Here is a 25159-nt window from a genome sequence, read left to right as displayed (position 1 = left end):
CGAGATGCGAAGTCTGGAATTCGAAGCGCTTCTCGATCTTTCGGCCCGTATCGGGTCGGATCCGCTGCTGGTGCAGGGGGCGGGCGGCAACACCTCGATCAAGGAGGGTGGGGCGCTCTGGATCAAGGCCTCGGGGCTCTGGCTGGCGCATGCCCGCCAGCGCGACGTCATGGTGCCAGTGGCGCTCGATCCGTTGCTCGATGCGCTGGAGCGCAATGATCCGGCGACGGAGAAGGCCCAGGACTTCGTGATTGCCGAGCGCAACCCCTCTGGCCTGCGCCCTTCGATCGAAACGACGGTGCATGCGCTGATGCCGCAGAGGGTGGTGGTGCATGTGCATTGCGTCGAGACGATCGCGACGGCGGTGCAGACGATCGGTGCCGCGATCGCCGCCGAGCGGCTCGCCGGTTTCCCGCATGTCTTTGTGCCCTATGCCCGGCCGGGGTTGCCACTTGCCAGAGCTATAGCCGAACGGGTGCAGGACAACACCTCGGCGCTGGTTCTCGGCAACCATGGCCTTGTCGTCGCTGCCGAGAGCGTGGTCGATGCGACCATCCTGCTGACCGACATCACGCGCTGCCTGACCGGGCAGAGGCGGGAGGCGCCGACGGCGGATGTGGCGGCCCTTTCGCGGCTTGCCGTCGACAGCGACTACCGGCTGCCGGAGGATCCGTACCTGCACGCGGTGGCGGCCGACCTCGACAGCTGCCGGCTTGCCGCCGGCGGCAGCCTCTATCCCGACCACGTGATTTTCCTCGGCAAGGGCGTCGTAGTAGCCGCTCCCGGCGAGACCGCGCTTGCGATCGAGGCGAAGCGGCGTGCTGCCGGCGAGAGCCTGCCGCCGTTGCTGCTTTTCCCCGGCAAGGGCGTGCTGGTGCAGAAGGAGATGTCCGCCGGCGCCTTCGCCATGGCGCGGTGCCTCGCTGACGTGACGGCACGCATTCCGGCGGATGCTCGCCTGCGCTACCTGACGGAAGCGGAAAACGCGGAACTTCTCGGATGGGATGCTGAGAAATACCGCCAGCAGCTCAACCGCGCCGGACAGGTGCTGCAATGAGCGGTGACAAGCTGGTCCTCGGCATCGATATTGGCACCTCGGGCGCGCGGGCAGTGGCCATGGCCGCGGATGGCGTCGTCGTCGCATCGGGTGCGGCGAGACTCGCGTCCTTCTCCGGGGATCATCGCGATCCCATCGGCTGGTGGAAGGCGGTGCAGGCGGCGCTCGGCGAAACGCTCGGAAGTATCGACAGGCGACAGGTTACAGCGCTCGCGATCGACGGCACGTCCGGAACGATGCTGCCGGTCGATCAAAGCGGTGCGCCGCTGGCGACGCCGATGATGTACAACGATCCGGTTGCCGACCGGGCTCTTCTCGATGCGGTTTCCGCCCATGCGCCGCGGGAGAGTGCTGCCCATGGCGCCACATCCGGCCTTGCCAAGCTTCTCGCCTTCCAGTCGGTGCCGGATGTTTTCCGGGTGATCCATCAAGCCGATTGGCTCGCCGGGCACTTCACCGGGCTCTATGATGTCTCCGACGAAAACAATGCCCTCAAGACTGGCTACGACCCGGTATCACGCTCGTGGCCGGAGTGGATCGGAAGGACGGGGGCGCGTGTCGAGCTTTTGCCAGACGTGCTGCCAGCCGGCGCGCCGATCGCGACCATCGCGCCGGCGGCGGCCGAAGCCTTTGATCTACCGGCCGGCGTGGTGATCGTTGCCGGCACCACGGACGGGTGCGCCTCGTTCCTGGCAACGGGCGCCGATCAGCCGGGGGACGGCGTCAGCGCGCTTGGCACGACTTTGACGGTGAAGATGCTCTCCGAACGGCCGCTGTTTGCGCCGGAATATGGGCTCTACAGCCACCGCATCGGCGAGATGTGGCTTGCGGGTGGGGCATCCAATACCGGCGGGGTGGTGCTCGCCGAGCATTTCTCGCCGGAAAGGATCGCCGTGCTTTCTGAGGAGATCAACCCGGTCGTCGATACCGGGCTCGACTACTATCCGCTCGTCAAACCCGGCGAGCGTTTTCCGGTCGCCGATTCGGATTTTCTGCCGCGGATGAGCCCACGGCCGGCCGACGATGCGACCTTTCTGAAGGCAATCTTCGAAGGCATTGCCGGGGTCGAGAGCCTCGCCTACCAGCGGTTGGCCGCGCTCGGCGGGCCGACGCTTCGTTCGCTCCGCAGCGTTGGCGGCGGCGCGAAGAATGCGGCCTGGACCGCAATCCGCGCGCGCAAGTTCGGCGTGCCATTCCTGCCGGTTCTCTCGGAGGAGGCCGCCGCCGGCACGGCGCGGCTTGCGCTGGCCGGCGCCAGGAAGGCAGGTGTGCTGTGACGGTCGTGCAAACCATCGAGAGGCTGAGTGCGATTGCCGATCGCTACGATGCGTTCTTGATCGACCAGTTCGGCGTGCTGCGCGACGGGCGCGGATCCTACCCGGGGGCGGCCGAAACGTTGGTGCGGCTGAAGCAGGCCGGCAAGCGCATCGTCATCCTCTCTAATTCGGGCAAACGCTCCGCGGAAAACGACCGCCGTCTGGTCGATCTTGGTTTCGTTGCCGGCAGCTGGGACTGGTTCCTGACCTCGGGCGAGGTCGCCTGGCAGATCCTGAAACGGGAACGTGAAGGCGTAAGCGGCGGGGCGCGCAAATGCCTGCTCATCAGCCGCGACGGCGACGTCTCGCCAATGACGGGCCTCGATCTCGAGCGCAGCGAAAACGGCGCGGATGCCGATATCGTGCTTCTTGCGGGGAGCGAAGGCGACGTCTATCCGCTCTCTCACTATGAGGCGTTGCTGGCGCCGGCGGCCGCGCGTGGCGTTCCGTGCCTCTGCACCAATCCCGACAAGGTGATGCTGACGAAGACCGGAAATGCCTTCGCCGCTGGGCGTATCGCCGAGCTTTACGAAGAGCTCGGCGGTAGCGTGCGCTGGATCGGCAAGCCCTTTGCCGACATCTACGCCTCTGCGCTCGATTTCCTTGGGCATCCCGACCCGACGCGGGTCGCAGCCATCGGCGACAGCATCGAGCACGACATTGCGGGGGCAGCGAGTGCGGGGCTTCATTCTGTCTTGGTCACAACGGGGGTTCTGGAGCAGGCCTCCGACGAGGAACGCCGCCGGCTCTTTGCCGAACATGGCGCGTCCCCCGATTTCATCCTTCCGAAATTTCTCTGGTAGCCGGGAGTAAGGTCGTGGCCTTCACGCTGTCGCTCAACACCAATCCGCTAGTCAACCGTTTCGCCGAAGCCGACGACCTGATCGACACGATCGCCGAGAAGATCGGCATCGGCTACGTGCAGCTGACGCATGAATTCGTCAATCCGGGCTGGCCGGCGGCGACGATCGCCAAGACCGTCAGGCAGTTTCGCAAAGCGCTGGACCGCACCGGGGTGAAGATCACCTCGGGCATGACCGGCCCCTATGGCCGGCTCAACCATTTCGGCCATCCGGATCCGGATGTGAGGCGCTACTATGTCGACTGGTTCAAGACCTTTGCCGATATCTCCGCCGAGCTCGGCGCCTCCGGCATGGGCACGCAGTTCGCGATCTTCACGCTGAGGGATTACGACGATCCGGCGCGGCGCGAGGAGATGATGCGGATCGCCATCGAATGCTGGCGCGAAGTGGCAGAGCACGGCAAGGCGGCGGGGCTCTCCTACGTCTTCTGGGAGCCGATGTCGGTCGGCCGCGAATTCGGCCACACGATCGAGGAATGCCGATCGCTCGACCGGCGGCTGGCCGAGGCCGATCTGCCGATTCCAATGAAGATGATGGTCGACATCGACCATGGCGACGTCACCTCGGACAATCCCGATGATATCGATCCCTATGCCTGGGCCGGGGCGTTTCCCGAGCGTTCGCCGATCATCCACATCAAGCAGTCATCAATGAACAAGGGCGGCCATTGGCCGTTTACCGCTGCCTACAACCGGGACGGCCGCATCACGCCGGAGAAGCTGATCGGCGCGGTCAAGGCTGGCGGCGGCACCGACAACGAGATCTGTCTCGAGCTTTCCTTCCGCGAGCGCGAGCCGACCGACCACACCGTCGTGGAGATGATCCGGGAGTCGGTGGAGTTCTGGGAACCCCACATCGATACCGGTTTCAATCGCCCACAGAAATCACATTGAAAGATCACAAAATCACACCATAGAAATTGAAATATCACAAATAGGTGTTATCTTCTCACGGTGAGCGCGGCCATGGCTGCGCGTGATCGGGACCGAGATGATGAAGCCGGAAGACAGGCGACAGGCGATCATGGATGTGCTGATGGAGGCCGGAGCGGCGTCCGTCGAAGACCTGTCCTTGCGCTTCGGCGTCAGCAAGATGACGGTGCATCGCGACCTCGACGACCTCGAACAGGCGGGCCTGCTGCGCAAGGTGCATGGTGGCGCCTCGATCCAGTCGAGCCCACAATTCGAAAGCGACTTCCGTTACCGTGAGAAGATCGCCACCGCCGAAAAGCGGCGGATCGCCGAATATGCGGCGGGGCTGATCGAGCCCGGGCAGAGCATCCTGATCGACGACAGCTCGACGACGGGCGCGATCGCTGAGTGCATCCGCGACATCCGCCCGCTGACGGTCATCACCAACAATCTTGGCGTGATCACCAGCCTTTCGGGTACTGCCGGCATCAACGTCATCGCGCTCGGCGGCCAGTACAGCAAGAAGTTCAACGGCTTCTTCGGCATCGTCACCGACGAGGCGCTTCGGTCGCTGCGCGTCGACATCGCCTTTCTGTCGAGCTCGGCAATCGAAGGGACGACGGCCTTCCACCAGGACCAGGAGGTGGTGCAGGCCAAGCGCCTGATGGTGAAGGCGGCCAAGCGCAAATACCTGCTGGTGGACCACGACAAATTCGGGCGCTCGGCGCTCCATTTCCTGACCGGCCTCGATGCCTTCGATGCGGTGCTGACCGGCGCCGAAGTGGCTGCCGAGCATGCAGCACCACTCGAAGAGGCAGGCATTCGGCTGGTCAGGGTCGGCAATAGCAAGGCATCGGAGAAAGCATGAACAAGTCCGGGCTCTGGGTCGGCACCAGCTGGAAGATGAACAAGACGCTGGCCGAGGCGATGGTCTTTGCCGATGGCCTGGCCGCTACCGATGCGACGCGCGACGATCGTGTCCAGCGCTTCGTCATCCCGCCGTTCACGGCGGTGCGCGAGGTCAAGGCGCGGCTTGCCGCAACCAGTGTCAAGGTCGGCGCGCAGAACATGCATTGGGACGATGCCGGCGCCTGGACCGGCGAGGTGTCGCCGCTGATGCTTGCGGATTGCAACGTCGACGTGGTCGAGCTTGGCCACAGCGAGCGGCGCGAGCATTTCGGCGAGACCGACCGCACCGTCGGCCTGAAGACGGCAGCCGCCGTGCGCCATGGTCTGGTGCCGCTGATCTGCATCGGCGAGACGCTTTCCGAGCGTGAAGCGGGCGAGGCGGATCAGGTGCTGAGGCGTCAGGTCGAAGGCGCACTGGCGCTTCTCGAAGGCGAGGCGAAGCAGGCGACCATCCTGCTTGCCTACGAGCCGGTCTGGGCGATCGGCGTCAACGGCATTCCCGCGACATCGGACTATGCGGACGAGCGCCACAAGCGCATCGCCGACGTCGCCGAAGCGGCGCTCGGCCGGCGCGTGCCGGTGCTCTATGGCGGCAGCGTCAATCCCGGCAACTGCGAAGAATTGATCGCGCAGGTGCATATCGACGGCCTCTTCATCGGCCGCTCCGCCTGGGACGTCGCCGGCTATCTCGACATTCTGCAGCGTGTCGTAAAGGCGATCTGAGCCTTCGGCCGCGGCAGTTCCTGAAGAATGGAAAGGAACAATCATGAAGATTGCAATCGGGGCAGACAGCGCCGGCAAGCCCCTGCTGGACGTCATTGCCGCCCATCTCGCGGGCCGGGCCGACGTCGAGGTCGTAGACCTCAGCCAGTCCGGCTTTTACGCGGATCTCGCGCAGAAGCTGGCGCAGCAGGTCGTCGAGGGCAAGCACGACCGCGGCATCCTGTTCTGCGGCACGGGCATCGGCGTCTGCATCTCCGCCAACAAGGTGCCGGGCATCCGTGCAGCACTGACGCACGACACCTATTCGGCCGAGCGTGCGGCGAAGTCGAACAACGCCCAGATCATCACCATGGGTGCGCGGGTCATCGGGCCGGAGTTGGCGAAATCGATCGTCGATACCTGGCTTGCGTCCGAATTCGATCCGCAGGGCGCTTCGGCCGGCAACGTGCAAGCGATCGACCGTCTCGATGCTGCCAAGGCATAAAGAACATCGCGACGCCCGTTGATCCTCCCTCAGGCATCGTGACGAGACGCCCGGCAGAGATGCCGGGCGTTTTCGTATCTGGCGCGCACCACGCCTTGACGACGCTTCCGCAAATATTTGAATATGCTTGCAGATCGTCAGCAGGGACCTTACCGCATGAGCGAAGCAACCTCGACTGAACCGCATCCGAGCGCTCACCACCACGTGGCGCGCATGAGTGGACGTGATACGCACGAACATCACAGGACTGCGACGACACTCGAACTCCTGTTCGACCTCACTTTCGTCATCGCCTTCAGCCTGGCCGCCTCGCAGCTCGCGCATCTCTTCGCCGAGGGCCACTTCACCGCAGGGCTGATCGGCTTCGGCTTTGCCACCTTCGCCATCTGCTGGGCCTGGATCAACTTCAGCTGGTTCGCTTCGGCCTACGACACCGACGACTGGATCTTTCGCAGCGTCACCATGGTGCAGATGGTCGGCGTGCTGATCCTGGCGATCGGCCTGCCGCCGATGTTCGAATCGATCGACAAGGGCGAGCACCTCAACAACGGCGTCATGGTGCTCGGCTATGTCGTCATGCGCGTCGCGATGGTCTTCCAGTGGCTGCGCGCCAGCCGGCAGGATCCGGCGCGGCGGGAAGCCTGCATGGCCTATGTGAAGGCGATCAGCGTCGCCCAGCTTGGCTGGATCGTTTTGATCTTCTTCGACTTCTCGCTGGCGGTGACCTTTGCCATGGTCGTCGCGCTGACGGCGATCGAGATGCTCGGCCCCTACATTGCCGAGATGCACTATGGCGGCACGCCCTGGCATGCGCATCACATCGCCGAGCGTTACGGGCTGCTGGCGATCATCGCGCTCGGGGAAGGGGTGGTCGGAACGGTCGCCTCGATCTCTGCCGTGGTCGAGGGCGAGGGCTGGAACCTCGACGTTGCGCTCGTCTGCCTCGCCGGCACCGGGCTCACTTTCGGCATGTGGTGGATCTATTTCCTTTTGCCGAGCGCCGAGGTGCTGCACCACCACCGCCTCAAGCGGTCCTTCGTCTGGGGTTATGGCCACATACCGATCTTCGCCGCGATAGTCGCCACCGGCGCCGGGCTGCACGTGGCGGCCTATTATATCGAGCACAAGGCCCATATCAGCTCGGTCGCAACTGTGCTGACAGTCGCGGTTCCAGTCGGACTATACATCGGCCTGCTCTACGCGATGTACGCGTATCTGCTGCGGCAGACGAACCGGCTGCATCTCTGGCTGCTTTGCGGCACGGCGCTGGTGCTGATCGCGTCCGTCGTCGTGGCGATGCTTGGGCTCGATATGGCGATGTGCCTGATCATCCTGACGCTCGCGCCCGTCGTCACCATCGTCGGCTACGAGGCCGGCGGCCACCGCCACCGGATGGCGGCGCTGGAGCGCAGCCTGCAGGACGGCGAGGCGGCGCGGTAGGCGCGAATTTGAGAGTCGAGACAGGGGCTTATCGGCTGGGGCTGCCGGCTTGAATCAGGTGGCTCACAAGTGGATTCAACGGGAGTGCTTGTGGCGTTCCGGGGGGCTGCGAGTTCGGCATGATCTGAGAGCAATTCTGCCCCTCACCCTAACCCTCTCCCCGCAGGCGGGGAGAGGGGACGAGAGCTCTCGCTGGCGGGATGGCTCTGATTGACCTCAGGGGGGCCGGCCGTTCTCGAGAGAGGATGAGTTTGGGTGACAAGGAGCCACGCGTGTCCTTCTCCCCGCAAGCGGGGAGAAGGTGGCCGGCAGGCCGGATGAGGGGCAGCGCGCTTACGGCGCACCCGCCAGGCAGGCTCACTTCGGAGCCGCAGACGATCAGGCGTTGACAAGCGCCAGCTTGGCGCGGGCATCCAAAATCTGCGAGCAGGCGTTGGCCGCTTCCGTGCCCTTGGTGACGAAGTGCTCGCGGAAGAAGGCGATGAGCGGCTCGCTTTCCTGGAAATTGTGCGGCGTCAGCACGGCCGAAAGCACCGGCACGCCGGTGTCGAGCTGGACGCGCATCATGCCGTCGAGCACGGTGCCGGCGACGAAGTCGTGGCGGTAGATGCCGCCATCCACGACGAAGGCGGTGCCGAGGATCGCCGCATAGCGGCCGGTCTTGGCCAGCGTCTGCGCATGCAGCGGGATTTCGAGTGCGCCCGGCACGTCGAAGATCTCGACGTCGGCCGCCGAGCCGCCGAGCTTCGTCCACTGCGCGACGAAGGCGTCGACGCAGCGGTCGACGATGTCGGCGTGCCAGCGGGCACGAACGATCGCGATCTTGGCGGTGGGGTGGGAAAGAATAGTCATGGTCTCAAGCCTTCCAGGGTTTGGCGTTTCCAATGATCCCGTCGGGCGAACATGCATGCGCGTGAGGTCCCGTCGCGGGGCCCACGTTCCTGCTTGCTCTCTTCCATCCGGACTGTGACCGTCGGCTCCGGAATTCGACCGGATCTGCTGACCCCTGGAGCGTAAGCTCCCAGAGCGCTCGCGGGCTTCGAGGTTTCTCTCGCTACCGCCGGTGGGGAATTTCGCCCCGCCCTGAGAACACCGCGACTATATAGGCCGGGATTGCCCGGTCAAACGCACGCCGCGACGAAAAGAGCGGAAATCACGACAGATTTTTGCTTGTGGGGTGCTGGTGAGGACAAATTCGTTCCCGCCAGGACATTAATCCGGATGGTCAGGTTGCCATGCAGTCATGGCGGCAACATTCCGACCGCGTGGCACTTATCCGCGCAGATCGTCGTCTTCCGCGGTAACCGCGCGTCCGGCCCAGTGGAGGAGGGCGTCGCGATCGTCGAGGCAGTCGACAGGCGCTTCGTAGAAGCGATGCACGACCACGGTCTTGCCGCCCTTCTCATAGGTGAACGGCTGGCAACCCTCTGTGATAAGCGCGTCTTTCAGCGCCTGATCAACCCTGAAATAGAGGCGGTCCTTGATGCTGACGGCAAAGCGCTTGTCTGCGACGACGTAGGCCCAGCCGCCGAAGAAGCGGTCAATCTGAACAGGCCCGAGATCGGAGAGTTCATCCTGGATATGCCTGACGAAGGCACTTGGTTCAGCCTTGGCCATGATTGCAACCTCGCGGGTCTCCGGCAATGGTGCAACGAACCGCTGCATACTCGCTGGCGCCCTGCGCGCCAGCGTTCATCGGTCTTCTGCAAGGCCTACTCGCGAATAACGAGCAGGTCCTTGGCGGCGAAGCGCAGGGTGACGTTGTCGCCCGAGACCGGCGGGGTTACGCCCGGATTGTTGAACATGTCGAAGGAGATGACATCGTCGCCGACGCGAAGCCGCGTGCGGATGACCGAGCCGAGGAAGCTCGTCGAGACGACCTCGCCGGCAAGCGCCGTATCGCCTTGCGCCCCTTCGGCAATCGAGCCCGCTTCAGGGCGCAACGCCAGCGAGATGCTGTCGCCACCCTTCATGCCGGCAATCGGGTCTTTCAGAGCCACCTGCTGGTTGCCGATCGTTACGGCGCCCGAGGCCGGATCCGCGACCTTGCCCTCGATGATGTTCAGCGTGCCGACGAAGGAAGCGACGAAGCGCGTTGACGGCGTGTTGTAGATCTCGAAGGGGGTGCCGATCTGGTCGGCACGTCCGGCATTCATGACGACGATACGATCGGAGATCGACAGCGCCTCTTCCTGGTCGTGGGTGACGAAGACCGTGGTGATGCCGAGCTGCTGCTGGATCTGCCGGATTTCTTCGCGCAGCGACACGCGGATCTTGGCGTCGAGCGCCGAAAGCGGCTCGTCGAGCAGCAGCACCTGCGGCTTGACCGCAATGGCGCGGGCAAGCGCCACGCGCTGCTGCTGGCCGCCGGAGAGCTGGTAGGGGAAGCGGTCCGCCAGGTGCTCGAGCTTGATCAGCCCGAGCATCTGCTTCACCCGTGCGTCGATCTCCGACTTGTCAGTGCCTGCGACCTTGAGGCCGAAGGCAACGTTGTCATGCACGTTCATGTTCGGAAACAGCGCATAGGCCTGAAACACCATGCCGATGTTGCGCTGGTTGGGTTTCAACGACCCTTGGTCCTTGCCGTTGATCACGATAGAGCCGGCGGAGGGTGTCTCGAAGCCGGCGATCATGCGCAGGACGGTCGTCTTGCCGCAGCCGGACGGACCCAGGAAGGAGACGAATTCGCCCTTCTCGATGTCCATGTCGAAATCGTGCACGACGTGAACAGGGCCGAAGGACTTCTTGATGCTGGTGAGTGACAGAAAACTCATGGGTGCGGTCCTCAGGCCTTGGGAGGCGCGCTTTTTTGGAAGCGCGAGACGAGCTGGATGAGGCCGAGGCAGCCCCAGGTGATGCCGAATGCGATAACGGCGAGTGCGGCAGGCTCATAGGCGCGGTTGGCGCCCAAGAGCTGCATGTACGGGCCGAAGGCCGGGCGGTTCAGAAGTGCCGCCATGGTGAACTCGCCGATGACGATGGCAAAGGTCAGGAAGGCGCCTGAAAGCACCGCGACGAGCACGTTCGGCAGAATGATCTTGGCGAGGATCGTGGCCCATCCGGCGCCGAGGCTCTGGGCGGCTTCGGTCAGGGTGGCGACGTCGATGGTGCGAAGGCCGGTGTCGACCGCGCGGTACATGTAGGGCAGAGCGAGCGTCGCGTAGCCGAACATCAGGAGGATGTTGGTCCCCGTCAGCGAGCCCGTCAGCGGCAGCCAGCTCGAGGTGTTGTAGAGCCGGATATAGCCGAAGACGATGACGATCGCCGGGATAACGAGCGGCAGAAGCGTGATGAACTCGATATAGGGGCGCAGCCGCGGCAGCTTCAGCCGGACCCAATAGGCGGTAGGTACGACGAGCAGCACGCCGAAGACGATGGTGAACAGCGCCTGCAGCACCGAATAGCTGAAGGTTTCCTGGAAGCGCGGATCGGCGAAAACCTTCTGATAGGCGTCGAAGGAATATTCGCCGCGGCGCATCTTCAAGGAGAAGTTGGTCATGCCGATGAGCGGCAGGGTGAAATAGAGGAGGCCGAAAACGAGGGCCCCCCAGGCCCAGATCTTCTTCATTTCAGCCACCTTTCGCTGCGGCCGCGCAGCCAGATGTAGATCGCGTTGGCAATGCCGGTGACGACGATCATGCCGAAGGCGAGCGCATAGCCGAGATGCGGATTGCCGAGCACGTCGCCGCGGATCTGGGCGAACAGCAGGATCGGCACGATCGACAGCGACGAGCCGGTGAGCGCGATCGCGGTCGCAACGGCGCCGAAGGCATTGGCGAAGAGCAGCGCCAGCGTGCCGAGCAGCGAGGGAAGCAGGATCGGGAAGGCGACCATGCGCCAGTACTGCAGGCCGGTGGCACCGAGGATTTCGGCGGCCTCGCGCCATTCGCGCTTCAGGCCGTCGAGCGCCGGCGTGATGATGAGGATCATCAGCGGGATCTGGAAAAAGAGGTAGGTGACTGTCAGCCCCCAGAAGGACAGGAGATTGAAGCCGAGCATTCTGAGGTCGAGACCGAAGTTCGAGCGCAGGAACACCGTAACGATGCCGACCGGGCCGAGGGTAGCGAGAAAGGCGAAGGCGAGCGGCACGCCGGCAAAGTTGGAGGCAACGCCGGAAAAGGTCAGAAGCGGCCCGCGGATGCCCTTCGGCAAGCCGCCGAAGACAATGGCCGAGGCCATGGCAAAGCCAATCAGGCAGCCGAGGAGCGCCGAGGCTATGCTGATCTTGATCGAGATCCAGTAGGCCGCAAGGATCGAGGGCGTGAACAGGCCACGGATGTTCTCGAACGTGAAGCTGCCATCCGGTGTCTGAAAGGCGCCGACCACGATCTTTGCCGTCGGCAATATCAGAAACAGCGTCACAAAGGCGGCAAAGGGCAGAATGCCCAGCCAGTGAAGCGGTAGGCGACGCGCCGGCGGGCTGGCGTCGGGTTTAGCAGATGACATTCCGTTCGCGCCCCTGAAACCGCGTTATCGACGCGGGCGTTATTGATACTTGCAAGTTAGAGCGGGGTGCGGGCTGAAACCCGCGCACATTTTTCCTCATTCCGCTCCAAAGACTTGAATTCCTTACGAATAACTTATGTCGCCCCGGCCGGAAAACCGGCCGAGGCGACATGTCTGTGGAAAGACTTACTGAACGTTCGCGCCGACGACGGAATCCCAGCCGCCGGTGACGGCAGCCTTGTTGGCATCGACTTCTTCGAGCGTCGGGAAGTAGGCCTTTTCATAAGACGCTGCCGGCGGCAGGGCGTCGATCAGTGCCTGCGGAACCTTGCCGGCCTTGACCATCGCGTTGAAGCGGGTCGGGTGGCAGAAGCCCTTGAGCCAGCCGAGCTGACCTTCGTCGGAATAGAGGTGCTCCATCCACAGCTTCGCTGCGTTCGGGTGCGGCGCGTAGGCCGAGATGCCCTGAACGTAGACGCCGGCGAGAACTCCGCTGGCCGGAACGACGACTTCGGTCGGCGGGTTGCCGTTGAGGGTCTTGGCCCAGCCGAGCGCGTTGTAGTCCCAGGCAACGATGATCGGGGTCGAGCCCTGGGCGAGCGTACCGGACTTGCCGATGACCGGAACGAAGTTGCCGGCCTTGTTGAGTTCGGCGAAGTAGCCGAGGCCAGCTTCACCGGCTTCCTTGCCCGACTTCGCACCCTTGGCGAGACCGGCGGCGAGAACGCCGAGGATCGCCTGGTTCGACGCGCGCGGATCGCCGGCGAGAGCGACCTGACCGGCATATTCCGGCTTCAGGAGATCAGCCCAGTCCTTCGGAGCGGTCTGGACAAGGTCCTTGTTCACGAGGAACGACATCACGCCGTAATAGTCGCCGTACCAGTAGCCTTCGGCGTCCTTGACGCTGTCCGGGATCTCGTCCCAGGTGGAAACCTTGTAGGGCTGCAGCAGGCCTTCGGCCTTCATCTGCGGGCCGAAGGCGAGACCGACGTCGACGACGTCAGGGGCCTGCGGACCCTTGTTGTCCTTGTTGGCCTTGACGGCTTCGACTTCGTCAGCCGAGCCCGCGTCCGGGTTCAGTTCGTTGACCTGGATTTCCGGATACTTGGCCTTGAAGGAGGCGATGACGTCGCCATAGCCGCACCAGTCGTGGGGCAGGGCGACGGTGGTCAGCATGCCTTCCTTCTTGGCGGCTTCGATGAGTTCGGCGCTCGGCTCGGCGGCGGCGATTGCGGTCGTCGCCAGGAAAACGGCGGTGGAAAGCGAAAGCAGGCGATGGGTTCTTGAAATCACTGGTGTTCTCCTTATGGGTTTAGTCAAATTCGTGGGGTATTCAGTCGATTTCGGCTAGGCTGTTAAAGAGATGCCATGAAAGTAATGTGACAGCGGTTTATCCGTTCGCGCCGCCTATGTCGTTGGAAGAACATTTCTTTTTCTGGCGGGGTGGCTCACTGTCGCACAACTGTATGAAATTCCGTGAACGGGTCGGCGAGCACTCCTAGACGGGTTTGCGAAAGATGCGGGTGGAATCGAAAAGGCCTTCGAGCGTTTTCATTCGATCCCGGGTTTCCTCCCAGTTCGAACTTTGCACCGCCTCGATCAGAGCCTCGATCAAGAACAGGATCACCACCGAGCTGTCCCAGGCCGACGGTACTTCGATCTGCGAGCGGAACACGCGGGAGGCGGATTTGGCGACCGGCGAAGTCCAGCGATCGGTGAAGAGGATGATCTCGACGCCACGCTCGCGGGCGGATGTGGCGAGCGTCGCCATCTCCTGCTCGTAGCGGCGAATGTCGAACAGAATCAAGACGTCGCCCTGGCGCATATCGAGCACGTAGTGCGGCCAGGCGCTGGCGTTGGAGGCGATCTCGGTGACACCCGGACGAATGACCTGAAGATGGGTGAAGAGATAGTCGGCAAGCGCATGGGTGATGCGGCCTCCGAGCAGATAGATGCTGCGCTTGCGGTCGGCGATGAGGGCGGCGGCCTCGTCGAATTCCCGTGGATCGATCTGGGTCAGCGTCTCGCGCAGATTGCTGGTGATCGCGTCGGCGAAGCGGTTGAGCGTGTGGGTTCCCGGCGCATTGGCGGCCCAGCGGTCGTGCTTGGTGATCGGATTGGAGATCGTCGCTTCCAGTTCCTGGTGCAGCCGCGCCTGGAAATCCGGAAAGCCGCGGAAGCCGAGCTTCTGCACCATGCGCGCGACGGTCGGAGTCGATACGCCGGCGTTCTCGGCGACCGTGGTGATCGAGCCGAGTCCCGATACGGGATAATTGTCGAGAAGTGTCTCCGCCAGTTGCTTCTCCGCGCGGGTCAGCGCGGTGAAGTGGGCATTGATCACATCCGACACCGTCGTCGATGTCGCCTTGCTGCTCAAAATGTCTCCCCTGAACCGATCTAGAGCCGGTTTGTGACAGATTAAACATCGCTGTCACAATTGGAGTCAATCGCAATTTTGAAGAGATCGTTTCAGATTTTGATTGACACTCGCCAATCTCTGAAGAATTCTTTTCATTAACGAACGTCTAACGGGCAAAAGGGGATGCCGGTGTTGACGCGACTTTTGACCGAAGCAGATGGCGATCCGGTTGCGATCGAAAACGCCACAGGGAAGGGCGATATCGTGCTCGTCTGCGAGCACGCCTCGCGTCGGGTTCCGGAGCGCCTCGGTACGCTCGGCCTTACGGAGCAAGCGCTCGAAAGTCATATCGCCTGGGACCCGGGCGCGCTCGCCGTCGCCAAGCTTCTCGCCGCCAAGCTCGATGCGGCGTTGATCTACCAGCGCTTCTCGCGGCTTGCCTATGATTGCAACCGCCCGCCCGAGGCAGAGGCGGCGATGCCGGTTCTGAGCGAAGTTTACGAGATCCCGGGAAACCGGACGATGACCGACGACGAGCGGCAGGCGCGGGTCGAGGAGATCTATCGCCCGTTTCACGATTCGGTCGCGCGCTTCGTTTCCGCCCGCAAGGCCGCCGGCAGGCCGCCGATCCTGGTGACGATGCATAGCTTCACGCCCGTCTATTTCGGCAAGCCGCGGGCCGTCGAGGTCGGTATCCTGCACGATGCGGACAGCCGCCTTGCCGACCACATGCTGGCGGTCGCGACGAAGGGGCAGGTCGCCTACGACATCCGCCGCAACGAGCCCTATGGCCCGGCCGACGGCGTTACTCACAGTCTGATTGAATACGGCGTCCTCAACGGACTGCCGAATGTGATGATCGAGATCCGCAACGATCTCATTCGCAATGACATCGGCCAAAGGGTCATGGCCGACTATCTGGAAGGATTGCTCCGCAAAGGCGCAGTGGCACTTTCAGCACAATAAAAGACCCTGGGGAGCGGCTTGCCGCGGTCCTGTTCCGGCCAGCCGGGGCAGGTGGTTGATGGGACCCTGCCGCAATGGGGCGGTGTGGTCTGAATAAATCAGGGGAAGAAAAATGTCAGACTACAGCGATTTGGACAAAAAGCAGGACATGAGTGTCTTGCACTCGATGGGCTATGCCCAGGAGCTCGAGCGGCGCATGAGCCAGTTCTCGAACTTCGCGGTGTCGTTCTCGATCATCTGCATTCTCTCCGGCGGCATCAATTCGCTCGCCCAGGCGACAGCCGGCGCAGGGGGCGCCGCGATCGGCATCGGCTGGCCGCTTGGCTGCTTCATTTCCTTGGTCTTTGCGGTCGCCATGGCGCAGATCAGCTCGGCCTATCCGACGGCCGGCGGCCTCTACCACTGGGGTTCGATCCTTGGTAACCGCTTTACCGGCTGGGTGACCGCCTGGTTCAACCTGCTCGGTCTCGTCACCGTTCTCGGCGCGATCAACGTCGGCACCTATTACTTCTTCATGGGTTCCTTCGGCACGCCCTATTTCGCGCTGGAGGACACAACCACTACCCGCATCGTCTTCCTGGCGATCATCACCGGCGCACAGGCGCTCGTGAACCACATGGGCATCGGGCTCACCGCCAAGCTCACCGATTTCTCCGGCTACCTGATCTTCGCAACTGCGATCCTGCTTGCCGTCGTTTGCCTCGCGGCCGCCGACAGCTACGACATCGCAAGGCTCTTCACCTTCTCCAACTATTCCGGTGAAGCCGGCGGCAACGTCTGGCCGCAGACGTCGGGCACCTGGGTGTTCCTGCTCGGCCTTCTGCTGCCGATCTACACGATCACCGGCTACGACGCTTCTGCCCACACCTCGGAAGAAACCGTCAAGGCGGCGGAATCCGTGCCGCGCGGTATGGTTTCTTCCGTGCTCTGGTCGGCGCTCTTCGGCTACATCATGCTGTGCGCCTTCGTGCTGATGATCCCGAACATGGACGAAGCTGCCAAGCAGGGCTGGAACGTGTTCTTCTGGGCGATGGACGCCCAAGTCAACCCGGTCATAAAGGACATCCTCTATCTCGCCATCCTCGTCAGCCAGTGGCTGTGCGGCCTGGCGACGGTGACCTCGGTATCACGCATGATCTTCGCCTTCTCGCGTGACGGCGGTCTGCCGGCCTCCAGGGCGCTCGCCAAGGTCAGCCCGACCCACCGGTCGCCGGTTGCGGCGATCTGGACCGGCTCGATCCTCTCGGTCCTGTTCGTCTGGGGCTCGTCGCTCGTGTCGATCGGCGAAACGCCGGTTTATACGATCGTCGTCTCGTGCACGGTCATCTTCCTGTTCTTCTCCTTCGCGATCCCGATCACGCTCGGCCTTTTCGCCTGGGGAACCTCGAAGTGGGATAAAATGGGCCCGTGGAACCTGGGCGAGGCGATGTTCAAGCTCTTCGCGGTTCTGTCGATCATCGCCATGGTGCTGATCTTCGTTCTCGGTATCCAACCGCCGAACGACTGGGCGCTCTACATCACCGTGGGCTTCCTGGTGCTGACGGCTCTGATCTGGTTCGGCTTCGAAACCCGCCGCTTCCGCGGCCCGCCGATCGGCGACGAAGTGGCGCGCCGCCAGGCCGAGATTGCCGCTGCCGAAAAGGCCGTCGGCGAAGTCTGAACACCAACAAAATGGGCGGGAGCGCGACCGCGACTTCCGCCTTTTCTTTTCCGGAGCTTGTCCGGTTACTTGAACGGATCACGTCCACGCGGCCCAAAAATATCGTGACCCAAGGGAACGGCCGCGTGACCAAACATGGGATGGAAGTTGATGAGCTATACGTTTGATGAGTTGAAGGAAGACGTCGCCGCCGGGCGCATCGATACGGTTCTCGCCTGCCAGGTCGACATGCAGGGCCGGCTGATGGGCAAGCGCTTCCACGCGCAGTTCTTCGTCGACGGCGCCTGGAAGGAAACGCATAGCTGCAACTATCTGCTTGCGACCGACATGGAGATGGAGACCGTTCCCGGCTACAAGGCGACGAGCTGGGAGAAGGGCTACGGCGACTATACGATGAAGCCGGACCTTTCGACACTTCGCCGCATTCCCTGGCTCGAAGGCACGGCGCTCGTGCTTTGCGACATGCTCGACCATCACACCCACGAGGAAGTGCCGCACTCGCCGCGCGCGATCCTGAAGAAGCAGGTGGCGCGGCTCGAGAAGATGGGGCTCAAGGCCTACATGGCGAGCGAGCTCGAATTCTTCCTGTTCGACCAGTCCTACGACGATGCCCGCCAATCCGGCTATCGCGACCTGCAACTCGTCAGCGGCTACAACGAGGACTACCACATCTTCCAGACCACCAAGGAAGAAGATGTGATGCGGGCGATCCGCAACGGCCTGCAGGGCGCCGACATCCCGGTCGAGAATTCGAAGGGGGAGGCATCGGCCGGGCAGGAAGAGATCAACGTGCGTTATGCCGACGCGCTGACGATGGCCGACCGGCACGCGATCATCAAGAACGGCTGCAAGGAAATCGCCTGGTCGCGCGGCAAGGCGATCACCTTCCTCGCCAAATGGAATTATTCGGCCGCCGGCTCCTCCTCGCATATTCATCAGTCGCTCTGGAGCGCTGACGGAAAATCGTCGAAATTCTACGACGAGAGCGGCAAATACGGCATGTCGGAGATGATGCGCCACTATGTGGCGGGTCTGCTGACCCACGCGAGCGAGATCACCTATTTCCTTGCGCCCTACATCAACTCCTACAAGCGCTTCATGGCCGGCACCTTCGCGCCGACCAAGGCGGTCTGGAGCAAGGACAACCGCACCGCCGGCTATCGCCTGTGCGGCGAGGACACCAAGGCGATCCGCATCGAATGCCGCGTCGGCGGCTCCGATCTCAATCCCTATCTCGCCTTCGCGGCTTTGATCGCCGCCGGCATTTCCGGTATTGAAAACAAGATGGAACTGGAAGCGCCCTTCGTCGGCGACGCCTATGGCGGCAAGGACGTGCGCGAGATCCCGCGCACGCTCAGAGACGCGACGGCAGCGCTTGAGGAATCCAAGATGCTGCGCGCCGCCTTTGGCGATGAGGTCATCGAGCATTACGCGCGGGCCGGGCACTGGGAACAGGAAGAATATGACCGCCGCGTCACCGATTGGGAGGTCGCACGCGGTTTCGAGCGGGCCTGATCCTGGTCCCTATCTCTCACACGGTGGCCGATCCTGGCAGGGTCGGCCACCGCATCATTCGCAATGAAAGCAGGAAAACGATCATGAGCATGATCAAGTGCATTTCGCCCGTGAACGGCGAAGTCTACGCGGAACGCCCGGCGATGCCGCTGGAGCTGGCAAAACAGGTGGTTTCCCGCGCCCGCCAGGCGCAGAAGGCCTGGGCGCGCCGTCCGCTCGACGAGCGCGTCAACCTGGTGCTATCAGGTGTCGCCCGCCTCAATGAAATGGTCGACGAGGTGGTGCCGGAGCTTGCCTGGCAGATGGGCCGGCCGGTGCGCTACGGCGGCGAGTTCAAAGGCTTCAACGAGCGCTCGAACTATGTCGCGACGATCGCCGCCGATGCGCTGAAGCCGCTGGTGATCGAGGAAAGCGACCGCTTCGAGCGCCGCATCGCCCGCGAGCCGCATGGCGTCGTCTTCGTCGTCGCGCCGTGGAACTATCCTTACATGACCGCGATCAACACGGTCGCCCCGGCGCTGATGGCCGGCAATACCGTCATCATCAAACATGCGAGCCAGACGATCCTCGTCGGCGAGCGCATGGTGCGCGCCTTCGTCGAGGCCGGCGTTCCCGCCGACGTCTTCCAGAACATCTTCCTCGACCATGAGACATCAGCGGCGCTGATTGCTGCCAAGAGCTTCGATTTCGTCAACTTCACCGGCTCGGTCGAGGGCGGACGGTCGATCGAGCGCGCGGCTGCCGGCACCTTCACCGGTCTCGGCCTCGAACTCGGCGGCAAGGATCCGGGCTACGTCATGGAAGACGCCGACCTCGATGCGGCCGTCGACACGCTGATGGATGGCGCCACTTACAATTCCGGCCAGTGCTGCTGCGGCATCGAGCGCATCTACGTGCATGAAAAGCTCTATGACGCCTTCGTCGAGAAGTCGGTCGCCTGGGTTTCCAATTACAAGCTCGGCAATCCGCTCGATCCGGAAACGACGCTCGGGCCGATGGCAAACAAGCGCTTTGCCGCGACCGTGCGCGAGCAGATCGCCGATGCGGTTGCCAAGGGCGCCAAGGCTCTCATCGACCCGAAGCTGTTCCCGCAGGATGACGGTGGCGCCTATCTCGCGCCGCAGATCCTTACCAATGTCGATCACTCCATGGCCTTCATGCGCGAAGAGACCTTCGGTCCGGCCGTCGGCATCATGAAGGTGAAGAGCGACAGCCAGGCGATCGAGCTGATGAACGACTCGCAATATGGCCTCACCGCATCGCTCTGGACCAAGGATGCCGAGCGCGCCGCGCGCATCGGCGCCGACATCGAGACCGGCACGGTGTTCATGAACCGCGCCGACTATCTCGACCCGGCGCTTTGCTGGACCGGCGTCAAGGAAACGGGCCGTGGCGGCTCGCTCTCGGTCATCGGCTTCCAGAACCTTACCCGTCCGAAATCCTACCATCTGAAGAAAGTCACCGCATGACCATCACCGCCAACTGGAGCTATCCGACCGCCATCAAGTTTGGTGCCGGCCGGATCAAGGAGCTTGCCGACCATTGCAAGGCGGCGGGCATGAAGAAACCGCTGCTGATCACCGACCGGGGCCTCGCGCCGATGGCGATCACCCAGAACGCGCTCGATATCCTGAGCGCCGCCGGTCTCGGCCGGGCGATCTTCGCCGATGTCGATCCGAACCCGAATGACGTCAACCTTGAAGCCGGCGTCAAGGCCTTCAAGGATGGCGGTCATGATGGCGTCGTCGCCTTCGGCGGCGGCTCGGGCCTCGATCTCGGCAAGTGCGTCGCCTTCATGGCCGGGCAGAGCCGCCCGGTCTGGGACTTTGAGGACATCGGCGACTGGTGGACACGCGCGAGCGTCGAAGGCATTGCGCCGATCGTCGCCGTGCCGACCACGGCCGGCACCGGGTCGGAAGTCGGCCGCGCCAGCGTCATCACCAATTCGGCAAGCCACGTAAAGAAGGTGATCTTCCACCCGAAGTTCCTGCCGGCAGTGACAATCTGCGACCCGGAACTGACGGTCGGCATGCCGAAGGTGATCACCGCCGGCACCGGCATGGACGCCTTCGCCCATTGCCTGGAAGCCTATTCCTCGCCCTTCTACCATCCGATGTCGGCCGGCATCGCGCTCGAAGGCATGCGGTTGGTGAAAGAGTATCTGCCGCGCGCCTACAAGGACGGCACGGACATTGAGGCCCGCGCCAACATGATGAGTGCGGCTGCCATGGGTGCCGTCGCCTTCCAGAAGGGCCTCGGCGCCATTCACTCGCTGTCGCATCCGGTCGGCGCGATCTACAACACCCACCACGGCATGACCAATGCGGTGGTGATGCCGCCGGTGCTGCGCTTCAACCGCCCGGCGATTGAGGACAAGATCGTGCGCGCCGCCGCCTATCTCGGCATTTCCGGCGGTTTCGACGGTTTCTACGACTACGTGCTGAAGCTGCGCGAGGAACTCGGCGTTCCGGATAAGCTGTCGGCACTCGGCGTCGGTACGGACCGCATCGACGAGATGTCGGAGATGGCGATCGTCGACCCGACGGCGGGCGGCAACCCGGTCGAGCTCACGCTGGATGCCGCGAAGAAACTCTTCCGCGAGTGCATCTGACATAGTGTTGCTGGCGCCTCGCCCGGGTGAGGCGCCAGATCTCCCTTAGTTTAGAGGGGTCGAAAATACCACTTGCCATTGCAGCCGATTTGTCACCTAATTGTCACGGAACTGTCACGATTTGGTTCCCAGGAAGCGCGCCCTTTACAGTTCGTTTACCGCGATCTGAAACGCTTCCATTAGGGTGTGCGTATGTTTCGGCCCGGAACCAGAGGGCCGTGGGTGAGTTAGGGTCGAGCAATGGCGATTGTGTCCCTCGCGAATGCGAAGGGGGGAGCTGGCAAGACGACGGCGGCGTTGCTGCTCGCCAGCGAGCTTGCCCGGCGCGGCGACCGGGTTGCGGTTCTCGATTGCGACCAGCTCGCCTGCATGACCGACTGGTTTAGGCACGGTCGAAGCGACAGCAATCTCTCCGTCATCTCCGGTGTCACCACGACGACCCTTAGCGACCACCTCAGACGGCTGCGAGGTTGCGTCGAGCATGTGGTCATCGACCTCTCGGGAGCGGCCGACGTGCTGGTTGCGCTTGCGATCGGTCTTTCGGACCTGACGCTGATCCCGGTTCAGGGCTGCGTCATGGATGCGCGCGGTGCCACGCAGGTGCTCGAGCTGATCCGCTATATCGAGAACAATGTGCACGCCAATATCAACCATGCGGTACTGTTGACGCGGGTCAATGCCATCGTGACGACGCGGGCGATGCGCAAGGTCAAGCTGATGCTGGCCGAATGCAAGATTCGCCTCGTCGATACGCCGCTCGTAGAACGCACGGCTTTCCGCGAACTCTTCGAGCAGGGCGATACGCTCTATTCGCTCGATGCTGCCAGGGTCAGCAACCTGGCAAAGGCCCAGGCCAATGCCCGCGCCTTTGCCGATGACGTGCTGAGGCTGGTCAACCCGGCCGGAGAAGCGATGCGGCACGGTCCGTTCTCATCGATGTGCTACCGCTCGGAGCGGGCGGCGGACCCGGTCGCACTGCCGGCCTGAGAGCCGGAACCTCTGCTCTTTTTCATCTTCATTGCGGCGTACCGCCGGTCTTCCGGCCGCGTGACTGTCAGGTTTCACGTAGCCGCGTTACCAATTCGTTAACCATGATCTGAAAGGTTTCGTTAAGAGGCGAACCACCGGCCATGGCCGGGTTCAGCGCGGAACACGCACAGAATGAGGAATATCATGGCGGTCATCACTTTCGCCAATGCAAAGGGCGGCGCGGGCAAGACGACGGCGGCGCTGATCCTGTCGACGGAGTTGGCAAGGCAAGGACATCGTGTCGTGGTTCTCGATGCCGATCCGCAGCGCTGGATCACGAGCTGGGCCGAAGTTTCCGGCCACATCGCCAACCTCACGGTCATCTCGCATATCACGCCCGGCTCGCTCGAATGTCATATTCGCGAGATGAAGGATGAGGCGGATTACATCGTCATCGATCTCGCGGGCGCGAAAGACCAGATTGTCGCACTGGCACTGGCCATTTCCGATCAGGTGCTGATCCCGGTGCAGGGCTGCGCCATGGATGCGCGCGGCGCTGCGCAGATCCTCGAACTCATCCGCCAGATCGAGGATCGGTCCAAGCAACGCATCAACCATTCGGTCGTGCTCACCCGCGTCAATTCGCTTGTCACCACGCGCGCGCTGCAGACGATCAAGGCCATGCTCGCCGAGCGCGGCGTCTCGGTGCTCGACACGCCGATCGTCGAGCGCGCCGCCTATCGCGAGATTTTCGACTGCGGCGGCACGCTGCAGACGATGGATCCGGCCCGTGTCAGCAACCTCGACAAGGCGCGCGAAAACGCCTTCGCATTGGCAAAAGAAGTGCAGGCGCTGTTGCCGGTCAAGGCGCGCCGTTCCTGGGCCGCACGCATGCCGTCCTGGGCGTCGCGCAACGCCGCCTGATCTTTTCCTCGACTTGTTCCCTTTCAACCGGAATTGACGTTCGTCAGTTCCGGTTGAATCCTGTTTCAGCACTCGCGAAATAGCTGTCGCCCGTAAGGCTTCCTTTACCCTAGGCTTCTAACAGTGGCCAAGGACACAGCTTGCCCCTCGCGATATCAGCAAGCGGGCAATCGGCCGCCATGACTGCGGCCATGATCTCAGACGCCTACAGCGCCGCGCGTCTTATCAGACGCGCAAAGGTCGCTGTAGCACTTTGAAGTGCTGCATGTTTTTGTCCTTTAATCGAATACGATTAAAGGAAACATGCAGTGCGCCGTCGATCCTGTCTCCATGATCCACAACAGCGCCGCGCCCAACCAAAGGTGCCAAGGTCGTTGTATCACTTCGAACTGCTGCGTGTTTTCGTCCCCAGATCGAAAAAACATGCGGCAGAGCATGCAGGGAAGTTCGCGCATGAAAACGGAACACACCGCTGCCGGCACGCAGGATGTTGCCGGTCGTCTGAATTTCATGGCGCTCGACGATGCCGCCAGAACGAGCCTCAAGGCGCTGAAGCCGATCCTCGAAAAGGAGCTGAAGCCGGCGCTCGACAAGTTCTATGGCAAGGTGAAGGCGACGCCTGAGACGAAGCGCTTCTTTTCGTCCGACAGCCATATTGATCGTGCCAAGGGCGCGCAGGTCGGCCACTGGGCAAACATCGCCGACGCCAACTTCAATGAAGACTACAGCGCCAAGGTCCGCACCATCGGCCAGGTCCACGCGCGCATCGGCCTCGAGCCCCGTTGGTACATCGGCGGCTATGCGCTGATCGCCGAACATCTGATTACCGAAATCGTTAGGGCGTACTGGCCGAAGGCCGGTCTGTTTTCGCGCCAGACCACCTCGGCCGAAGACATGGGCGCGATGCTGTCGAGCCTCGTCAAGGGCGTCTTCCTCGATATGGATCTGTCGATCTCCGTCTACATGGATGCGTCCGATGTCACCAAGCAGCGCGCCGTCCAGGAAGAAGTGCTGGCGGCCGAGCGCGCGCTGATCAGCAAGACATTCGGCGCCGCCTTGAAGAAGATCGCCGACGGCGATCTGACAGCGCGCATCGGCGCCGATCTGCCGGTCGCCTATCAGGAGCTTGGCGAAAACTTCAACCACGCGATCGGCGAACTCTCTCGTGCCATCGGCGGCATCGAGGCCGGCGCCAGCCAGATCCATACGAGTGCCAAGGAAATCGCCGCGGCCGCCGACGATCTGGCCAAGCGCACGGAGCGGCAGGCCGCCAATCTCGAGGAGACGGCGGCAGCCGTCGAGCAGGTGACGCGCACCGTCAAGCAGACGGCCGAAGGCGCCAACCAGGCGAACTCGACCGTCATTGCCGCGCGCGCCAATGCCGAACAGAGCGGCGAGATCGTCAGCCACGCGATCGAGGTGATGCAGGAGATCCAGACGTCGTCGGCCAGCATCGCCCGGATCGTCGACGTGATCGACGAGATCGCCTTCCAGACCAACCTCCTGGCGCTGAATGCCGGCATTGAGGCGGCGCGGGCCGGCGAGGCGGGCAGGGGCTTTGCCGTTGTCGCGTCCGAAGTCCGCGCGCTTGCTCAGCGTTGCGCTGACGCTGCGAAGGATATTCAGGGACTGATCGCCAAGTCGCGCGACCAAGTGGATGACGGGGTGAACTCGGTCAACCAGGTGGCCCAGTCACTGCAGCAGATCGTGGCGCAGGTGGTGGAAGTCAGCTCCGTCTTCGGCGCGATCCGCGCCAGCACCGCCGAACAGGCAACCGGCCTGCAGGAGGTCAACACTGCGATCACCCAGATGGACCAGATCACCCAGCAGAATGCCGCCATGGTCGAGCAGGCCAATGCCGCAAGCCAGGCGCTGACGGGCGAGGCCGAGCACATCGCCATGCGCCTGCGCGCCTTCCGGACCTCTGGGCAGGTACAGGTCAGTGCCGGTTCGGGCTACCGCGCGGCGGCGTGATCGTATTGAGAGACGACGCCTCGGGTCAGGGA

At 63.0% G+C, this 25159-nt stretch carries 23 protein-coding genes and 1 riboswitch; of the genes, 16 read left to right on the top strand and 7 right to left on the bottom strand.

Features of this window, described 5'->3' with window-relative positions; all coding sequences use genetic code 11:
* Nucleotides 1-4: 4 nt before the first annotated feature.
* The 8 genes from ACN9MO_RS11550 (at nt 5) to ACN9MO_RS11515 (ending at nt 7703) form a co-directional block, all read left to right on the top strand.
* Nucleotides 5-1057 (top strand): class II aldolase/adducin family protein, encoded by a 1053-nt coding sequence (locus ACN9MO_RS11550; RefSeq protein WP_113132996.1) that lies wholly within the window; start codon nt 5-7, stop codon nt 1055-1057.
* Nucleotides 1054-2334: an FGGY-family carbohydrate kinase gene (locus tag ACN9MO_RS11545; protein WP_113132995.1), complete on the top strand. Its 1281-nt coding sequence runs from the start codon at nt 1054-1056 to the stop codon at nt 2332-2334. Before ACN9MO_RS11550 ends, ACN9MO_RS11545 begins: the two co-directional genes overlap by 4 nt.
* Entirely contained in the window at nt 2331-3176 is an 846-nt protein-coding gene (locus ACN9MO_RS11540; RefSeq protein WP_113132994.1) for a TIGR01459 family HAD-type hydrolase, read from the top strand. The genes ACN9MO_RS11545 and ACN9MO_RS11540 overlap by 4 nt, the downstream gene beginning before the upstream one ends.
* Nucleotides 3177-3190: 14 nt before the next feature.
* A complete protein-coding gene (locus ACN9MO_RS11535) occupies nt 3191-4129 on the top strand; it encodes a sugar phosphate isomerase/epimerase family protein (protein ID WP_057253369.1) in 939 nt (312 codons plus the stop codon).
* A gap of 100 nt (nt 4130-4229) precedes the next feature.
* Complete coding sequence (locus tag ACN9MO_RS11530; protein ID WP_112994826.1) at nt 4230-5015, top strand: DeoR/GlpR family DNA-binding transcription regulator; 786 nt, start codon at nt 4230-4232, stop codon at nt 5013-5015.
* Nucleotides 5012-5779: a triose-phosphate isomerase gene (locus ACN9MO_RS11525; RefSeq protein ID WP_112994766.1), complete on the top strand. Its 768-nt coding sequence runs from the start codon at nt 5012-5014 to the stop codon at nt 5777-5779. Before ACN9MO_RS11530 ends, ACN9MO_RS11525 begins: the two co-directional genes overlap by 4 nt.
* 43 nt (nt 5780-5822) lie before the next feature.
* Entirely contained in the window at nt 5823-6263 is a 441-nt protein-coding gene (locus ACN9MO_RS11520; protein WP_057253372.1) for an RpiB/LacA/LacB family sugar-phosphate isomerase, read from the top strand.
* Between the two features lie 156 nt (nt 6264-6419).
* On the top strand, nt 6420-7703 hold the full coding sequence (locus ACN9MO_RS11515) for a low temperature requirement protein A (protein ID WP_058326838.1): 1284 nt from the start codon (nt 6420-6422) through the stop codon (nt 7701-7703).
* Between the two features lie 378 nt (nt 7704-8081).
* On the opposite strand, the gene ACN9MO_RS11510 is transcribed toward ACN9MO_RS11515, so the two are convergent.
* The 7 genes from ACN9MO_RS11510 to ACN9MO_RS11480 form a co-directional block, all read right to left on the bottom strand.
* Nucleotides 8082-8555, bottom strand: a complete 474-nt coding sequence (locus ACN9MO_RS11510; RefSeq protein WP_057253375.1) for a 6,7-dimethyl-8-ribityllumazine synthase — start codon at nt 8553-8555, stop codon at nt 8082-8084.
* Nucleotides 8556-8646: 91 nt separating this feature from the next.
* Nucleotides 8647-8798, bottom strand: a riboswitch (FMN riboswitch).
* Nucleotides 8799-8975: 177 nt separating this feature from the next.
* Nucleotides 8976-9320, bottom strand: a complete 345-nt coding sequence (locus tag ACN9MO_RS11505; RefSeq protein WP_162727995.1) for a TfoX/Sxy family protein — start codon at nt 9318-9320, stop codon at nt 8976-8978.
* A gap of 95 nt (nt 9321-9415) precedes the next feature.
* Entirely contained in the window at nt 9416-10477 is a 1062-nt protein-coding gene (locus ACN9MO_RS11500; RefSeq protein WP_112994769.1) for an ABC transporter ATP-binding protein, read from the bottom strand.
* 11 nt (nt 10478-10488) lie between these two features.
* Nucleotides 10489-11271 (bottom strand): ABC transporter permease, encoded by a 783-nt coding sequence (locus ACN9MO_RS11495; protein ID WP_057253380.1) that lies wholly within the window; start codon nt 11269-11271, stop codon nt 10489-10491.
* Nucleotides 11268-12149, bottom strand: a complete 882-nt coding sequence (locus ACN9MO_RS11490; protein ID WP_057253381.1) for an ABC transporter permease — start codon at nt 12147-12149, stop codon at nt 11268-11270. Before ACN9MO_RS11490 ends, ACN9MO_RS11495 begins: the two co-directional genes overlap by 4 nt.
* Nucleotides 12150-12335: 186 nt before the next feature.
* On the bottom strand, nt 12336-13442 hold the full coding sequence (locus ACN9MO_RS11485) for an ABC transporter substrate-binding protein (protein WP_057253383.1): 1107 nt from the start codon (nt 13440-13442) through the stop codon (nt 12336-12338).
* A 205-nt stretch (nt 13443-13647) separates the two neighbouring features.
* Nucleotides 13648-14526 (bottom strand): MurR/RpiR family transcriptional regulator, encoded by an 879-nt coding sequence (locus tag ACN9MO_RS11480; RefSeq protein WP_057253386.1) that lies wholly within the window; start codon nt 14524-14526, stop codon nt 13648-13650.
* A gap of 174 nt (nt 14527-14700) precedes the next feature.
* On the opposite strand from ACN9MO_RS11480, the gene ACN9MO_RS11475 reads away from it, so the two are divergent.
* The 8 genes from ACN9MO_RS11475 (at nt 14701) to ACN9MO_RS11440 (ending at nt 25127) form a co-directional block, all read left to right on the top strand.
* Complete coding sequence (locus tag ACN9MO_RS11475) at nt 14701-15474, top strand: N-formylglutamate amidohydrolase (RefSeq protein WP_082616106.1); 774 nt, start codon at nt 14701-14703, stop codon at nt 15472-15474.
* A gap of 112 nt (nt 15475-15586) precedes the next feature.
* Entirely contained in the window at nt 15587-17134 is a 1548-nt protein-coding gene (locus tag ACN9MO_RS11470; protein ID WP_057253390.1) for an amino acid permease, read from the top strand.
* 150 nt (nt 17135-17284) lie between these two features.
* Entirely contained in the window at nt 17285-18649 is a 1365-nt protein-coding gene (locus tag ACN9MO_RS11465; protein WP_112994770.1) for a glutamine synthetase family protein, read from the top strand.
* A gap of 83 nt (nt 18650-18732) precedes the next feature.
* Entirely contained in the window at nt 18733-20118 is a 1386-nt protein-coding gene (locus ACN9MO_RS11460; protein ID WP_112994771.1) for an aldehyde dehydrogenase family protein, read from the top strand.
* On the top strand, nt 20115-21260 hold the full coding sequence (locus tag ACN9MO_RS11455; RefSeq protein WP_057253396.1) for an iron-containing alcohol dehydrogenase: 1146 nt from the start codon (nt 20115-20117) through the stop codon (nt 21258-21260). Before ACN9MO_RS11460 ends, ACN9MO_RS11455 begins: the two co-directional genes overlap by 4 nt.
* Nucleotides 21261-21500: 240 nt before the next feature.
* Nucleotides 21501-22247: a ParA family protein gene (locus ACN9MO_RS11450; protein WP_112994772.1), complete on the top strand. Its 747-nt coding sequence runs from the start codon at nt 21501-21503 to the stop codon at nt 22245-22247.
* A 186-nt stretch (nt 22248-22433) separates the two neighbouring features.
* Nucleotides 22434-23153: a ParA family protein gene (locus ACN9MO_RS11445; protein WP_112994773.1), complete on the top strand. Its 720-nt coding sequence runs from the start codon at nt 22434-22436 to the stop codon at nt 23151-23153.
* A 453-nt stretch (nt 23154-23606) separates the two neighbouring features.
* Nucleotides 23607-25127, top strand: coding sequence for a globin-coupled sensor protein (locus ACN9MO_RS11440; protein ID WP_162727996.1), 1521 nt, complete (start codon nt 23607-23609; stop codon nt 25125-25127).
* Nucleotides 25128-25159 lie beyond the last annotated feature (32 nt).

The organism is Ensifer sp. R-19, assembly GCF_049905105.1.
In the GTDB taxonomy this organism is placed as follows: domain Bacteria; phylum Pseudomonadota; class Alphaproteobacteria; order Rhizobiales; family Rhizobiaceae; genus Ensifer.
The sequence above is the reverse complement of the archived record's forward strand: the minus strand, read 5'-3'. Positions and strand labels throughout refer to the sequence as shown.

What these genes read in the sequence shown, in the direction of transcription:
- ACN9MO_RS11470 (WP_057253390.1), top strand. Translation starts at nt 15,587, where the DNA reads ATGTCAGACTACAGCGATTTGGACAAAAAGCAGGACATGAGTGTCTTG.
- ACN9MO_RS11505 (WP_162727995.1), bottom strand. Translation starts at nt 9,320, where the DNA reads ATGGCCAAGGCTGAACCAAGTGCCTTCGTCAGGCATATCCAGGATGAA.
- ACN9MO_RS11510 (WP_057253375.1), bottom strand. Translation starts at nt 8,555, where the DNA reads ATGACTATTCTTTCCCACCCCACCGCCAAGATCGCGATCGTTCGTGCC.
- ACN9MO_RS11515 (WP_058326838.1), top strand. Translation starts at nt 6,420, where the DNA reads ATGAGCGAAGCAACCTCGACTGAACCGCATCCGAGCGCTCACCACCAC.
- ACN9MO_RS11530 (WP_112994826.1), top strand. Translation starts at nt 4,230, where the DNA reads ATGAAGCCGGAAGACAGGCGACAGGCGATCATGGATGTGCTGATGGAG.
- ACN9MO_RS11490 (WP_057253381.1), bottom strand. Translation starts at nt 12,149, where the DNA reads ATGTCATCTGCTAAACCCGACGCCAGCCCGCCGGCGCGTCGCCTACCG.
- ACN9MO_RS11440 (WP_162727996.1), top strand. Translation starts at nt 23,607, where the DNA reads ATGAAAACGGAACACACCGCTGCCGGCACGCAGGATGTTGCCGGTCGT.
- ACN9MO_RS11460 (WP_112994771.1), top strand. Translation starts at nt 18,733, where the DNA reads ATGAGCATGATCAAGTGCATTTCGCCCGTGAACGGCGAAGTCTACGCG.
- ACN9MO_RS11550 (WP_113132996.1), top strand. Translation starts at nt 5, where the DNA reads ATGCGAAGTCTGGAATTCGAAGCGCTTCTCGATCTTTCGGCCCGTATC.
- ACN9MO_RS11545 (WP_113132995.1), top strand. Translation starts at nt 1,054, where the DNA reads ATGAGCGGTGACAAGCTGGTCCTCGGCATCGATATTGGCACCTCGGGC.
- ACN9MO_RS11450 (WP_112994772.1), top strand. Translation starts at nt 21,501, where the DNA reads ATGGCGATTGTGTCCCTCGCGAATGCGAAGGGGGGAGCTGGCAAGACG.
- ACN9MO_RS11455 (WP_057253396.1), top strand. Translation starts at nt 20,115, where the DNA reads ATGACCATCACCGCCAACTGGAGCTATCCGACCGCCATCAAGTTTGGT.
- ACN9MO_RS11445 (WP_112994773.1), top strand. Translation starts at nt 22,434, where the DNA reads ATGGCGGTCATCACTTTCGCCAATGCAAAGGGCGGCGCGGGCAAGACG.
- ACN9MO_RS11465 (WP_112994770.1), top strand. Translation starts at nt 17,285, where the DNA reads ATGAGCTATACGTTTGATGAGTTGAAGGAAGACGTCGCCGCCGGGCGC.
- ACN9MO_RS11525 (WP_112994766.1), top strand. Translation starts at nt 5,012, where the DNA reads ATGAACAAGTCCGGGCTCTGGGTCGGCACCAGCTGGAAGATGAACAAG.
- ACN9MO_RS11495 (WP_057253380.1), bottom strand. Translation starts at nt 11,271, where the DNA reads ATGAAGAAGATCTGGGCCTGGGGGGCCCTCGTTTTCGGCCTCCTCTAT.
- ACN9MO_RS11520 (WP_057253372.1), top strand. Translation starts at nt 5,823, where the DNA reads ATGAAGATTGCAATCGGGGCAGACAGCGCCGGCAAGCCCCTGCTGGAC.
- ACN9MO_RS11500 (WP_112994769.1), bottom strand. Translation starts at nt 10,477, where the DNA reads ATGAGTTTTCTGTCACTCACCAGCATCAAGAAGTCCTTCGGCCCTGTT.